This is a genomic window from Streptomyces cynarae, from assembly GCF_025642135.1.
Classification (GTDB): Bacteria; Actinomycetota; Actinomycetes; order Streptomycetales; family Streptomycetaceae; genus Streptomyces; species Streptomyces cynarae.
The window spans coordinates 3,997,063-4,009,028 of sequence record NZ_CP106793.1; the positions used below are offsets into that span (position 1 = coordinate 3,997,063).

An 11,966-nucleotide genomic window follows, 5' to 3' on the forward strand; every position below is an offset into this window, starting at 1 on the left:
ACCGCCGTGGCGGCACGCACCCCGATTCTTCCTGTCCGGGCGTGTGGAAGCTAACCCGAGGGCGGAACGGGGTGTCTCAGGACAAAAGCATGGCGCACGCGGGTACGGGAAGCGGGCGCCCGCATGGTGGAACAAGGGCCTGCGGACAGGGGCCCGCGGGGCCGCGTCAGCGCTGGAGAAGCGCGAAGCTCGCCCCCTGGTCGTCGCTGACCACCGCCACCCGTCCGTACGAGGTGTCGAACGCCGGTACCTGTACGCGCCCGCCCAGCCGGGCCACCGCACCGAGCGCCGCCGCGCCGTCCCGGACGCCGAAGTGGACGAGGAAGTGCGGCGGCATCTCGGCGGGGAAGACGTCCTCCAGCGGAGCCCGCCCGAAGTCGGGGACGGCGCCGGGGCCGAACAGGGCGTCGTGGAAGAGGCCCGTGTAGAACGTGTTCGCGGAGGCGGTGTCCCGCGTGTACAGCTCGGCCCAGGTGAAGGAGCCGGGTTCGTGCCGCTTGCCGAAGCCCGCGTGCGCCCCGGCCTGCCAGAGCCCGAACACGGCGCCCTCGGGGTCGGCGGCCAGCGCCGCGGTGCCGAGCCCGTCCACGGGCTCGGGCAGGGCGACGACCTGGCCGCCGGCCGCCATGATCCGCCGGGCCAGCGCGGTGGCGTCGGGGGTGGCGAAGTACACCGTCCAGACGGTGGGCATCCGCCCGTCGACCTTGCGGTTCAGCGCAGCCACCGGTTCGCCGCGGAGGTGCGCCCACACGGACGAGCCGGGCGCCTCCTCGAAGCTCCACCCGAAGAGCTCACCGTAGAACCGCTTGCCCGCCTCGACGTCGGGCAACTGCGCGTCGATCCAGCACGGGACGCCCTCGGGGAAGGGGCCGTCGTGCGAAGACGATGGCGGATTTTCGGCCATGCTGCCAAGCTAACGTGCACGACCCGTGGAGCGCTCGCGGGCGTACTCCCTTTTCACCGCCCCCGAAGCGGGTGCAGGCCCCTGTACTCCCCATTTGCAGTCGGCCGAATCGCGCTTCGATCACCCCTCGGTAAGCTGACGGCATGACAGGACAAGTGCGTACCGTCGACGGCCGCGTGGCCGGTCGACGCGGGCAGGCGACGCGGCAGAAGCTGCTCGACTGCCTCAGCGAGATGCTCAGCTCCTCGCCTTACCGCGACGTCAAAGTCATTGATGTCGCCCGGAAGGCGGGGACGTCACCGGCGACCTTCTACCAGTACTTCCCGGACGTCGAGGGCGCCGTCCTCGAGATCGCGGACCAAATGGCCGCGGAGGGTGCCGGGTTGACCCAGCTGCTGGAAGGCCGCTCCTGGGCCGGGAAGGCCGGCTGGCAGACCGCGCAGGAACTCGTGGAGGGTTTCCTGGAGTTCTGGCGCAAACACGACGCCATCCTGCGCGTGGTGGACCTCGGCGCGGCCGAGGGCGACAAGCGCTTCTACAAGATCCGCATGAAGATCCTGAACTCGGTGAACAACTCACTCGCGGACTCGATCTCCGAGCTCCAGTCCAAGGGCAGGGTCGACAAGGACGTGAACCCGGCGGCCGTGGCGGGCGCGCTCGTGGCGATGCTGGCGTCCGTGTCCTCCCACCAGAAGGGCTTCACGTCCTGGGGCGTCAAGCAGGCCGAACTGAAGCCGAACCTCGCGTTGTTGGTGTACCTGGGCGTCACGGGCAGGAAGCCGACGAAGTAGCCCCCTGCCACGGCACTCGCCGCGACGGCGCCAAGTCCTGTCACCGAGGCGGCGGTTCACCCGAGTGGACCGCCGCCTGTCGCGCCGTCCGGCCCACCGTGCCAGTGCCCCGTGTCCAGGAGTGCGGTCACCGCGGCAGGACCCGGAACAGCCGGATCTCCCGCTCCACCCGCTCCTGGTACGTGGCGTACGGCGGCCAGAACGCCAGCACCGCCTTCCAGGCGGCGTCCCGCTCCCGGCCCCGCAGCAGATGGGCCGTGACCGGGATGTCCTCGCCCCTCCAGTTGATCTCCGCGTCGGGGTGGGCGAGGAGGTTGTGGGTCCAGGCCGGATGGCCGGGCCGCCCGAAGTTGGAGCCGATCAGGAGCCAGCTGCCGCCCTCCTCCGGCATGCACGCGAGCGGCGTACGGCGTGCGAGGCCGCTTCTCGCGCCGGTGGACGTGAGGATCACGCCTGGCAGCATCTGCGCGCTGAGCAGCACCTTTCCACCGGTCAACCGGTGCACCGCGCGGTCCAGGGCGGGCACGACGTGCGGCGCGGCCCTGGCGAAGGCCCGCGTGGAGGACACCTTCTGCACGATCCGTACACCGAGGGCCGTCACACCGCCACCTCCCCGCGCTCGAAGAGCCCCGCCGCGTCCGCCGCGTGCGCCCGCAGCCGGTGCACGGGCCCGAACAGCAGCTCGTCGCCGGCGGCCCGTTTGAAGTAGAGATGCGCCGCGCCCTCCCAGGTGAAACCGATGCCGCCGTGCAACTGGATCCCCTCGGCCGCGGCGGTCCGCAGCGCCTGAAGGGCCTGGGCGAGCGCGAGCCCGCCGACCTGCCCGTCCGTCTCCCGACACGGCCCTTCCAAGGAGCCTCCCCCGGCGCTCAACGCCTGGGGGCACCCCCGTCGCGCCGCACCCCCTGATTCCTTCCCACCGGCCCACGCCGCGTAGTACGCCGCCGAGCGCGCCGCGCGTACCCGCACGTACACGTCGGCCAGCCGGTGCTTCACGGCCTGGAAGGACCCGATGGGCCGCCCGAACTGCTCCCGCTGCCCGACGTACTCGACAGTTCGCTCCAGCACCCGGTCGGCGGCGCCCACGGCCTCGCAGGCGAGCACGGCGGCGGCACGGTCCCCGACCGAGGCGAGCGCCACCGCCACATCGGCACCGTCCTCACCGAGCAATTCCGCCTCCACGTCGCGCAGTTGGATCCGGGCGCAGGGCCGCGTCCCGTCCAGGGCGGTCTGCCGCGTACGGACGGCACCGTCCCGTACGAGGAACAGCAGCGTCCGCGACCGCGCGAACCCACCGGCGTGCGCGGCCACGACCAGCAGCCCGGCGCTGTGCCCGTGGAGGACCTGGGCCGCCTCCCCGTACAGCCGCCAGGTGCCGGCCGCCCGCCGCGCCTGGACGCCACCGGCGCGTCCGCCGCCCGCCCAGTCGCCCCGGTTGTCCCCGGCGAGGGCGAGGGCGGTGGCGAGGGCGGCGCCCGGGACGGCGAGGGTGGCGGTCAACTCTCCGGCGGCGATCCGGGGCAGCAGTGCGGCGCGCTGGGCGTCGGTGCCCAGAGCGAGCAGCAGGGGCGCGGCGAGGACCGCGGTGGCGAGCAGCGGGGAGGGGGCGAGGGTCCGGCCCACCTCCTCGCAGGCGAGAGCGAGGTCGGTCGTGCCGCAGCCCGCACCGCCGTACGCCTCGGGGAGCGCCAGCCCGGGCAGACCGAGCTGCCCGCCGAGGGTGGCCCACAGGGCCGGGTCGTACCCGGCGGCGGTCGAGGCGGCGGCGCGCACGTCCTCGGGTCCGCAGCGCTTGGCCAGCACCTCGCGCACCGTACGGCGGATCTCGTTCTGTTCGGCGGTGAAGCTGGTGTCCATGTGCGACCGCCCTTCACTATCTGATGGGCCGTCATGTTAGGCGGGCGGTCTTCGCGCGCACAGGGCCGGCGCCACCAGATCTGATGTACCGTCAGATTCATGACTCCCAGGTCCGGTCAACGCGCCGCGGTCGTCGGCGTGGCGCTCTCCGACTGCGGACGGGTGGACGACACGACCCCGTACGCCCTGCACGCCCAGGCCGCCCGCCGCGCCCTGGCCGACGCGGGCCTGGATCGTGCGGTGATCGACGGCTTCGCCTCCGCCGGGCTCGGCACACTGGCCCCGGCGGAGGTTGCCGAGTACCTCGGGCTGCGGCCCACCTGGGTCGATTCCACCTCCGTCGGCGGCTCCACCTGGGAGGTCATGGCGGCCCACGCGGCGGACGCGATCTCGTCGGGCCGCGCCAGAGCGGTGCTGCTGGTCTACGGTTCCACGGCCCGCGCGGACATCAAGGCGGGCCGCCGCACGGGCACCCTGTCCTTCGGCGCCCGCGGCCCTCTGCAGTTCGAGGCGCCGTACGGCCACACTCTGATCGCCAAGTACGCGATGGCGGCCCGCCGCCACATGCACGCCCACGGCACGACCATCGAGCAGCTGGCCGAGGTGGCGGTGCAGGCCCGGGCCAACGCGGCGGCCAACCCGGAGGCCATGTTCCGGGACCCGATCACGGTCGAGGACGTCCTGGCGGGTCCGGTGATCGCGGACCCCTTCACCAAGCTGCACTGCTGCATACGCTCCGACGGCGGGGCGGCGGTCCTGCTGGTGGCCGAGGAGCTGGTACGGGACTGCCGTACGCGCCCGGTGTGGGTGCTGGGGGCCGGAGAGCACGTCTCGCACACGACGATGTCCGAGTGGCCGGACTTCACGGTGTCCCCGGCCGCGGTGAGCGGCCGCCTCGCCTTCGAGCGGGCCGGGGTGCGCCCCGAGGAGGTCGACTTCGCGGAGATCTACGACGCCTTCACCTACATGACGCTGGTGACACTGGAGGACCTCGGCTTCTGCGGGAAGGGCGAGGGCGGGGCGTTCGTGGAGAAGGGGCGGCTGCTGGTGGCGGGCGGGGAGCTGCCGGTGAACACGGACGGGGGCGGGCTGTCCGCCCAGCACCCGGGGATGCGGGGGCTGTTCCTGCTCGTGGAGGCGGTACGGCAACTGCGGGGCGAGGCCGGGGCAGGGCAGGTCCGCAAGGCGGGCGGACGGCTGCCGGAACTGGCGGTGGCGTCGGGGACGGGGGGCTGGTTCTGTTCATCGGGGACGGTGGTGCTGGGGCGGGAGTGAGGGCGGCAGGACGACGTTCCCCGGTGACGGATACTCGGGGCATGGCAACGGATCTTCGCGAGCTGCTCAGGTCCCTGCGGGTGTGGGACCCGGAGACCACCGAGCTGCCCGCCTTCGACCCGGCGGCGGCGCCCGGGGAGCCGCTCACGCTGTTCACGGAGTGGTTCGCGCAGGCGGTGGCGGCGGGGCAGACCGAGCCGCACACCATGTCGCTGGCGACGGCGGACGCGGACGGCACACCCGACGTGCGGATCGTGATGCTGCACGGCGCGGACGCGGACGGCTGGTCGTTCGCGACGCACTCGGGCAGCCGCAAGGGCCGGCAGCTGGCGAACCGGCCGTATGCCGCCCTCGGCTTCTACTGGCCCGTGCAGGGCCGCCAGATCCGGGTCCGCGGCCCGGTCACGGCCGCGCCGTCGCAGGAGGGGCAGGCGGATCTGCACGCCCGCTCGACCGGGGCGCTGGCGGCGGCACTCACGGGCCGCCAGAGCGAAGTACTGGGCTCCACCGAGGAATTGGCACGGGCGTCGGAGCAGGCATGGGAGCAGGCGCAGCGCGAGCCGGACGCCCCGGTCCCGTCCTGGACGCTGTACCGCCTCCGGCCCGAGGAGGTGGAGTTCTTCCAGGGGGACGCGAGGCGCCGGCACGTGCGGCTCCGCTACCTCCGTACGGAGGAAGGCTGGGCGACGGAACTGCTGTGGCCGTGAGGAAGCGTCACGCGTCCCCGAACTCGTACACCGCGAAATCCGCCACCGCCCGGTAGCCGAGACGCTGATAGAGGCCGTTGCTCGTGGGGTTCGCTAGGTCGGTGAAGAGCAACACCTCCTTGGCGCCCGCGTCCAGCGCGGCCCGGCTCACCGCGGCGGTGGCGGCGCCTGCGTGGCCGCGGCCGCGCAACGGGGCGGGGTGTAGACGGTGGCGACGCGGACCTGCCCGGCGACCTCGGGGGTGACGCTCGCCATCGAGACGGGCGTACCGTCGGGGAGCTCCCAGAGCGTCACGCCACCGTGTGCGAGCCTTCCCTCGGCCCATCGGTCGGGATCCTGCACCGTCTCCCCGACGTCCGCGCCGAACCCGGCGTACCACCGCGCGACCAGCTCGTGGTCGTCCGCCCCGGCGACGCGGGCGCGACCGGACGGCGCGGGGTCGGGCGGGGTGAGGGTGCCGAGACGGTAGAGCCGTTGACGCATGCCGAGGCGGGCGGGTGCACCGGTGCGGCGCGCCCAGGCGGTGACGAACGCGGCTACCGCATCCGCCGGCCCCATGACGGACGGCACCGCTCGTCCGTCCTCGGCCAGCCGTGCCGCCAGCGCCTCGGCGGCCCCCTCGGTGAGCGGCGTCAGGTTGAGCGGGTAGGGCGGTGTCCGGAAGACGGTGGCCCGTACGGCGCCGTCGCCGTCCACGAGTCGGCCGAAGTACGGCGCCTCCTCGCCGAACGAGGCGGTTCCTTCCGTCCGGAGCCTGTCGGTGACCGTCAGCTGGACGGTGTGCAGCGCGGGCTCGGACAACAGGAACGCCCCGGCCCGGTCGAGGAACTCCTCGAGATCATCGGTGAACTGCCAGTCGTACGCGTCTGATGCCATGGGCCACGATCTCGTGAACCACCGTGCCGTGCATGCGATTTACGCCTCCTGGCCGGGCCCCGGCGGCTCCGGGTCGCTCGCGATCCTGGCGTGCAGATGCACGTCCCGGAACGCGTCGTGCCGTCCGGCTGCGAACATCGCGTCGCGCAGCGTCCCCTCGTACCGGAAGCCGCACCGCTCGGCGATACGGCAGGACGCCTCGTGGCCGAGGGCGTGGCCCAGTTCCAGGCGGTGCAGGCCGAGGTCGGTGAGGGCCCAGTGGGCGGCGAGCGCGAGCGCTCGGGTCGCGACGCCGTGACCACGGGCCTCGGGGAGCACCCAGTAGCCGACGCGGGCCAGGCTCAGGACACGGTCGATCTCGTTGACGCCGATGTGCCCCAGTGTCGTACCGCTCGCCGCGTCCGCGATCCGGAACGACACGCTGCTCCCCCTCGCCGTGCCCTCCGCCTTCGACCGCAGCGACTCAGCCGCGTCGGCCCTGTTCCGCACGATCTTCAGCGGAGTGTTCCACTGTGTGAAATCCGGGTCGGTCAGCCCCCGGAACCATGCCTCGAGGTGGGCGTCGGACTCCGGGTCCCAGAAACTCAACCGCAGGCCGTGGCCCTGGGGTTCGGGAACGGGGCGGCTGAGGGACCTCTCGCGTATGTCGGCCATCCGACCATTCAATCAATCCGGGCCGGACGCGATCACCGGTTTTCCCGCGGCCGGAACACGGGCACGCCCTCCCTGAAGGCCACCTCCAGTGCCATGCCGACCCGCAGCCCGGACGGTCCGCACCCCACCACCTCGGTCATCATCCGCGGCCCCTCCGTGAGGTCGACCACGGCGGCGACGTACGGTGTGCGCCCGTCGAAGGGCGGCAGGTCGTTCCGGTGGACGACGGACCAGGTGTAGAGGGTCGCCCGGCCGCTCGCCGGCTCCCAGGCCACGTCGTCGCTCCAGCAGAACGGGCAGAACTCGCGCGGGTAGTGGTGGGCGCGCCCGCAGGCCGAGCAGCGGCGGACCAGCAGCCGTCCCCGCGCCGCCGCGTCCCAGTAGGGGCGCGTGAAGGCGTCCACGTCGGGGACGTCGAAGCGCCCGCTCACCGGAACAGCCCCAGCGCGCCGTCCACCGACCAGGCCTGCCACGACATCCCGAACAGCGCCACCACCGAGATCAGCGCCATCATCGAGTTCTGCCCCTGTTCGGCCCAGTCGTGGATCATGAGGACGAAGTAGAGGACGTTGAGCACGAGCCCGCCGATCAGGGCGATCGGCGTGAGGAAGCCGGTGACCAGCCCGAGCCCGAGCGCGAGTTCCGCGTACGCCACCACGTACGCCATCGCCTTGGGCCGGGGCGCGACCACCGCGTCGAAGCCGCTGCGCACCGCCGTCCAGCGGTGCTCGGCTGCGATCCCCGCGGCCCACGCGATCCCGGCGCCCCGCTGGAACCACGCCTTCTTGTCCTTGTGCCGCCAGCTCTCCAGCCACCACAGCCCGAGCCCGATACGCAGCACGGCGAGCCATTCCCCGCCGCTGAGCCAGATCGTGTCCATGGGCTCTCCTGCCGCCGAGTAGATCTGACGGTATGTCAGTTCAGCTCAAGCAGGACACACATGCAAGAGGGCGGTCCACCGTTCCGCCACAACCGGTCCGCCTGCGCCACCGGGCCAACCCACTCCCCCTACAGCCGTGATCAATTCGCAACCGATTCCGGTCTTGACCGAGACCCATCAACGCTGCGCGTGGTTACGCTCCCGCTCATGGCCGACTCGTCTTCCGCTTCACCGCGTGCCGTGGTGCCCGCCCACGAGGACCGACCGGTGTACGTCGTAGGCGGCGGCCCGGGCGGTCTCGCCGCCGCGTACGCGTTGCGCGCCCGGGGCGTACGGGCCGTCGTACTGGAGAAGTCCGACCGGGTCGGAGCGTCCTGGCGGCGTCACTACGACCGGCTGCACCTGCACACCACGCGGCGCCTGTCCGCCCTGCCCGGGCTGCCGATGCCGCGGTCCTTCGGGCGGTGGGTGTCCCGCGACAACGTGGTGCGCTACCTCGAGAAGTACGCCGAGCACCACCAGCTGGAGATCGTCACCGGCGTCGAGGTCTCCCGCATCGACCCCGCCCCCGACGGCACCGGCTGGCTGTTGCACGCCACCGGCGGCCGTGAGCTGACCGGCAGCGCGGTCGTCGTCGCCACCGGCTACAACCACACCCCGCGCGTGCCCGACTGGCCCGGCCGCGACGCCTTCACCGGCGAGCTCCTGCACGCCGGCGAGTACCGCGACGCGAAGCCCTACGCCGGCCGCGACGTCCTCGTCGTCGGTACCGGCAACACCGGCGCCGAGATCGCCGTCGACCTGGCGGAGGGCGGCGCCTCGCGGGTGCGGTTGTCGGTACGGACGGCGCCCCACATCCTGCGGCGCTCGACCGCCGGGTGGGCCACCCAGTACACGGGCGTGCTCGTACGGCGGCTGCCGGTGGGGCTCGTCGACCGGCTGGCCCGGCCGGTGGCGCGGCTGAGCGTGCCGGACCTGTCGGCGTACGGGCTGCCCCGGCCCGGCACCGGGCTGTACAGCAGGGTCAAGGACGGCTCGATCCCCGTGCAGGACGTCGGGCTCATCGACGCCGTGCGCAAGGGGCGGGTCGAGGTGGTGGCGGCCGTCGAGGGTTTCGAGGGCGGCAAGGTCGTCCTCGCCGACGACAGCCGGATCGAGCCGGACGCCGTGATCGCCGCGACCGGGTACGTCCGCGCCCTGGAAGGCCTCGTCGGGCACCTCGGCGTGCTCGACGCCCGCGGCAGACCGGTCGTCCACGGCGCCCGCACCCCGGGCACCGCCCCCGGCCTGTACTTCACCGGCTTCACCAATCCGATCAGCGGCATGCTCCGCGAACTGGCCATCGACGCACAGAAGATCGCGAAGGCCGTCGCCCGCCAGGCGGAGCGGACGCGCGCCGCAGGCTGACACCGACCGGGCGGGTCCGGCGCGACGGCCGCCGACCCGAGACCGGCGACCGACCCGGTGCCTCCGACACGGTCGACCGACCACCGGCGACCGACCCGGCGCCTCCGACACGGTCGACCGACCACCGGCGACCGACCCGGCGTGTCCGGCACGACGGTTGCCGGTCCGGTGGGTCGGGCACGGCGGTCCCCGACCCGGCCACCGACTGCGGGTGACCGCCCCGGTGACTCGGCACCGCGGTCGCCGACCCGGCCACCCGCGTCGCCGAGCACCTCCTCCCGCAACCTCCCGCGTCCTCGCGCGCCCCATCTCTTCCTGACCTCGCGCCGGTTCAGTAATCTGACAGAGCGTCAGTTACTGAGCCGTCACACGGAAGCGGGCGGAGCGATGCTTGGATCGACCCACGGCACCCTGACCACCGACTCCCGCCGGGCCCGCGTCGCCGCCTGCGGGGAACCGCCTTCGCCCGTGGTGCGGGGCCGGGCCGCCGACGCCGGTGACCTCGATGTCAGCGGGCGGCCGCTGCATGCCGACGTGCCCGACCTGGACCGGTTCTTCCGGCCCGAGTCCGTCGCCGTCGTCGGCGCCTCCGACGCCGAGGGGCGCCCCCACACCGGCATCACCCGGCAGCTGCTCGCCTGGGCCGAGCGGGTCGGCGCCCGGCTGCACCCCGTGCATCCCACCCGTCAGTCCGTCTTCGGCATGCCCTGCTCTCCTTCCGTCGCGGACCTGCCCGAACAGGTCGACCTCGCCGTGCTCCTCGTCTCCGACCCGCTTCCCGTGCTGGAGGAACTGGGAGCGGCCAAGGTGAAGTTCGCCGTCGTCTTCGCCTCCGGATTCGCCGAGACCGGCCAGGAGGGAGCCGCCGCCCAAACGGTGCTCGCCTCCGCAGCCCGGCGGGCCGGGGTGCGGCTGCTCGGGCCGAACACCAACCTCAACGCCTTCGAGCGGTTCCGGGACGACCTCGACGGGCCGGCCATCGCGCTCATCACCCAGTCCGGACACCAGGGGCGGCCCGTCTTCGCCCTGCAGGAGCTCGGCATACGGCTCTCCCACTGGGCCCCCACCGGCAACGAGGCCGACCTGGAGACCGCCGACTTCCTCTCCTACTTCGTCGAGCAGCCCGAGGTCGGCGCCATCGCCTGCTACATCGAGGGTCTGAAGGACGGCCGCGCCTTCCTGCTGGCCGCCGACCGGGCCGCCCGGCGCGGTGTGCCGGTCGTCGCGGTCAAGGTCGGCCGCACCGAGGCCGGCGCCCGCACCGCCGCCTCCCACACCGGCAAGCTGACCGGCGCGGACGACGTGATCGACGCGGCGATGAGGCAGTACGGGGTCATCCGCGTGGACGGGCTGGACGAACTCCAGGACACCGCCACCCTGTTGGCCCGGGCCCGCACCCCGCGCGCCGACGGTGTCGTCGTCTATTCGATCTCGGGCGGCACGGGCGCGCACGTCGCGGACCTGGCGGCCGGGGCGGGGCTGCGGCTGCCGGTGCTGTCCGAGGCCAAGCGGGCCGAGCTGCGCCAGTGGATCCCCGAGTACCTGAGCGTCGCCAACCCCGTCGACAGCGGCGGTCACCCGGTGGGTGACCAGCGCGGGCGGAAGATCATCGACGCACTCCTGGACGACCCGGAGGTGGGCGTGCTCATCTGCCCGATCACCGGGCCCTTCCCTCCGCTGAGCGACAAGCTGGTGCGGGACCTGGTGGACGCGGCGGAGCACACGGACAAGCTGGTGTGCGTGGTGTGGGGGTCGCCGGTCGGCACGGAGGCCGCCTACCGCGAGACGCTGCTGGGCTCCTCGCGCGTGGTCACCTTCCGCACGGTCGCGAACTGCGTCTCGGCCGTCCGCGCCCACCTCGACCACCGACGCTTCGCGCGCGGCTACCGCTCCCCCTTCGACGAGGCACCCCGCACCCCCTCGCCCTCCTTCCGTAAGGCGCAGGCCCTGATGCGGCCCGGGCAGCAGCTGAGCGAGCACGCGGCGAAGCAGCTGCTGCGGGCGTACGGCATCCGCGTACCGCGCGAACAGCTGGTGACCAGCGCGGCGGCGGCGGTGCGCGCGGCGGGGCTCGTGGGCTACCCGGTGGTGATGAAGGCGTCCGGCGCCCAGATCGCCCACAAGACAGAGCTGGGACTTGTGAAGATCGGGCTGACCTCCGCCAGCCAGGTCCGGGAGGCCTACCGGGAGCTGACCGACATCGCGCGCTACGAGGGGATCAAGCTCGACGGTGTCCTCGTGTGCCAGATGGTCGAGCGGGGTGTCGAGATGGTCGTCGGCGTCTCGCACGACCGGCTCTTCGGGCCCACGGTGACCGTGGGACTCGGCGGCGTGCTGGTCGAGGTACTGCGGGACGCGGCCGTGCGCGTGCCGCCCTTCGGCGAGGAACAGGCCCGGGACATGCTCTTGGAGCTGCGCGGGCGGGCCCTGCTGGACGGGGTGCGCGGGCGCCCCGCGGCCGACCTCGACGCGCTCGTCGAGGTGGTGCTCCGCGTCCAGCGCATGGCGCTCGAACTCGGGGACCGGATCGCGGAGCTGGACATCAATCCGCTGATGGTGCTGCCCAGGGGGCAGGGAGCCGTGGCGCTGGACGCGCTGGCGGTGTGCCGCTGAGG

General features: G+C 73.1%; 11 protein-coding genes and 1 pseudogene. 5 read left to right on the forward strand and 7 right to left on the reverse strand.

Annotation, left to right across the window (positions count from 1 at the left end; translation table 11 throughout):
* Positions 1 to 166: 166 nt before the first annotated feature.
* The gene (locus tag N8I84_RS18285; RefSeq protein ID WP_263230543.1) at positions 167 to 904 is read right to left on the reverse strand and encodes a VOC family protein; all 738 of its coding nucleotides are present in this window, start codon (positions 902 to 904) and stop codon (positions 167 to 169) included.
* Positions 905 to 1,059: 155 nt separating this feature from the next.
* Here N8I84_RS18285 and N8I84_RS18290 point away from each other — a divergent pair, with 155 nt between their 5' ends.
* Positions 1,060 to 1,695, forward strand: coding sequence for a TetR family transcriptional regulator (locus N8I84_RS18290; protein WP_200421089.1), 636 nt, complete (start codon positions 1,060 to 1,062; stop codon positions 1,693 to 1,695).
* A 127-nt stretch (positions 1,696 to 1,822) separates the two neighbouring features.
* On the opposite strand, the gene N8I84_RS18295 is transcribed toward N8I84_RS18290, so the two are convergent.
* A complete protein-coding gene (locus N8I84_RS18295; protein ID WP_263230544.1) occupies positions 1,823 to 2,296 on the reverse strand; it encodes a nitroreductase family deazaflavin-dependent oxidoreductase in 474 nt (157 codons plus the stop codon).
* Positions 2,293 to 3,552: an acyl-CoA dehydrogenase family protein gene (locus N8I84_RS18300; protein ID WP_263230545.1), complete on the reverse strand. Its 1,260-nt coding sequence runs from the start codon at positions 3,550 to 3,552 to the stop codon at positions 2,293 to 2,295. The genes N8I84_RS18295 and N8I84_RS18300 overlap by 4 nt, the downstream gene beginning before the upstream one ends.
* Before the next feature lie 99 nt (positions 3,553 to 3,651).
* Here N8I84_RS18300 and N8I84_RS18305 point away from each other — a divergent pair, with 99 nt between their 5' ends.
* Both N8I84_RS18305 and N8I84_RS18310 read left to right on the forward strand, forming a co-directional pair.
* Positions 3,652 to 4,827, forward strand: a complete 1,176-nt coding sequence (locus N8I84_RS18305) for a thiolase C-terminal domain-containing protein (RefSeq protein WP_263230546.1) — start codon at positions 3,652 to 3,654, stop codon at positions 4,825 to 4,827.
* Between the two features lie 41 nt (positions 4,828 to 4,868).
* Positions 4,869 to 5,534 (forward strand): pyridoxine/pyridoxamine 5'-phosphate oxidase, encoded by a 666-nt coding sequence (locus tag N8I84_RS18310; RefSeq protein ID WP_263230547.1) that lies wholly within the window; start codon positions 4,869 to 4,871, stop codon positions 5,532 to 5,534.
* Positions 5,535 to 5,541: 7 nt separating this feature from the next.
* Here N8I84_RS18310 and N8I84_RS18315 read toward each other — a convergent pair.
* From N8I84_RS18315 to N8I84_RS18330, 4 genes and pseudogenes are all read right to left on the reverse strand, one after another.
* A pseudogene (locus N8I84_RS18315) lies at positions 5,542 to 6,410 on the reverse strand (GNAT family N-acetyltransferase).
* Between the two features lie 39 nt (positions 6,411 to 6,449).
* Positions 6,450 to 7,064 carry a GNAT family N-acetyltransferase gene (locus tag N8I84_RS18320; RefSeq protein ID WP_263230548.1) on the reverse strand — a complete coding sequence of 205 codons (615 nt, stop codon included), beginning with the start codon at positions 7,062 to 7,064 and terminating at the stop codon, positions 6,450 to 6,452.
* Positions 7,065 to 7,096: 32 nt separating this feature from the next.
* Positions 7,097 to 7,495, reverse strand: coding sequence for a Zn-ribbon domain-containing OB-fold protein (locus N8I84_RS18325; protein ID WP_263230549.1), 399 nt, complete (start codon positions 7,493 to 7,495; stop codon positions 7,097 to 7,099).
* On the reverse strand, positions 7,492 to 7,944 hold the full coding sequence (locus tag N8I84_RS18330; RefSeq protein ID WP_263230550.1) for a DoxX family membrane protein: 453 nt from the start codon (positions 7,942 to 7,944) through the stop codon (positions 7,492 to 7,494). The genes N8I84_RS18325 and N8I84_RS18330 overlap by 4 nt, the downstream gene beginning before the upstream one ends.
* Positions 7,945 to 8,151: 207 nt before the next feature.
* Here N8I84_RS18330 and N8I84_RS18335 point away from each other — a divergent pair, with 207 nt between their 5' ends.
* Both N8I84_RS18335 and N8I84_RS18340 read left to right on the forward strand, forming a co-directional pair.
* The gene (locus N8I84_RS18335) at positions 8,152 to 9,351 is read left to right on the forward strand and encodes a flavin-containing monooxygenase (protein WP_263230551.1); all 1,200 of its coding nucleotides are present in this window, start codon (positions 8,152 to 8,154) and stop codon (positions 9,349 to 9,351) included.
* Positions 9,352 to 9,738: 387 nt separating this feature from the next.
* The gene (locus N8I84_RS18340; protein ID WP_263230552.1) at positions 9,739 to 11,964 is read left to right on the forward strand and encodes an acetate--CoA ligase family protein; all 2,226 of its coding nucleotides are present in this window, start codon (positions 9,739 to 9,741) and stop codon (positions 11,962 to 11,964) included.
* Positions 11,965 to 11,966: the final 2 nt, after the last annotated feature.

Excerpts from the sequence above, each read along its gene's own strand:
- N8I84_RS18285 (WP_263230543.1), bottom strand. The coding sequence starts at position 904 with ATGGCCGAAAATCCGCCATCGTCTTCGCACGACGGCCCCTTCCCCGAG.
- N8I84_RS18300 (WP_263230545.1), bottom strand. The coding sequence starts at position 3,552 with ATGGACACCAGCTTCACCGCCGAACAGAACGAGATCCGCCGTACGGTG.
- N8I84_RS18305 (WP_263230546.1), top strand. The coding sequence starts at position 3,652 with ATGACTCCCAGGTCCGGTCAACGCGCCGCGGTCGTCGGCGTGGCGCTC.
- N8I84_RS18310 (WP_263230547.1), top strand. The coding sequence starts at position 4,869 with ATGGCAACGGATCTTCGCGAGCTGCTCAGGTCCCTGCGGGTGTGGGAC.
- N8I84_RS18320 (WP_263230548.1), bottom strand. The coding sequence starts at position 7,064 with ATGGCCGACATACGCGAGAGGTCCCTCAGCCGCCCCGTTCCCGAACCC.
- N8I84_RS18330 (WP_263230550.1), bottom strand. The coding sequence starts at position 7,944 with ATGGACACGATCTGGCTCAGCGGCGGGGAATGGCTCGCCGTGCTGCGT.
- N8I84_RS18335 (WP_263230551.1), top strand. The coding sequence starts at position 8,152 with ATGGCCGACTCGTCTTCCGCTTCACCGCGTGCCGTGGTGCCCGCCCAC.
- N8I84_RS18340 (WP_263230552.1), top strand. The coding sequence starts at position 9,739 with ATGCTTGGATCGACCCACGGCACCCTGACCACCGACTCCCGCCGGGCC.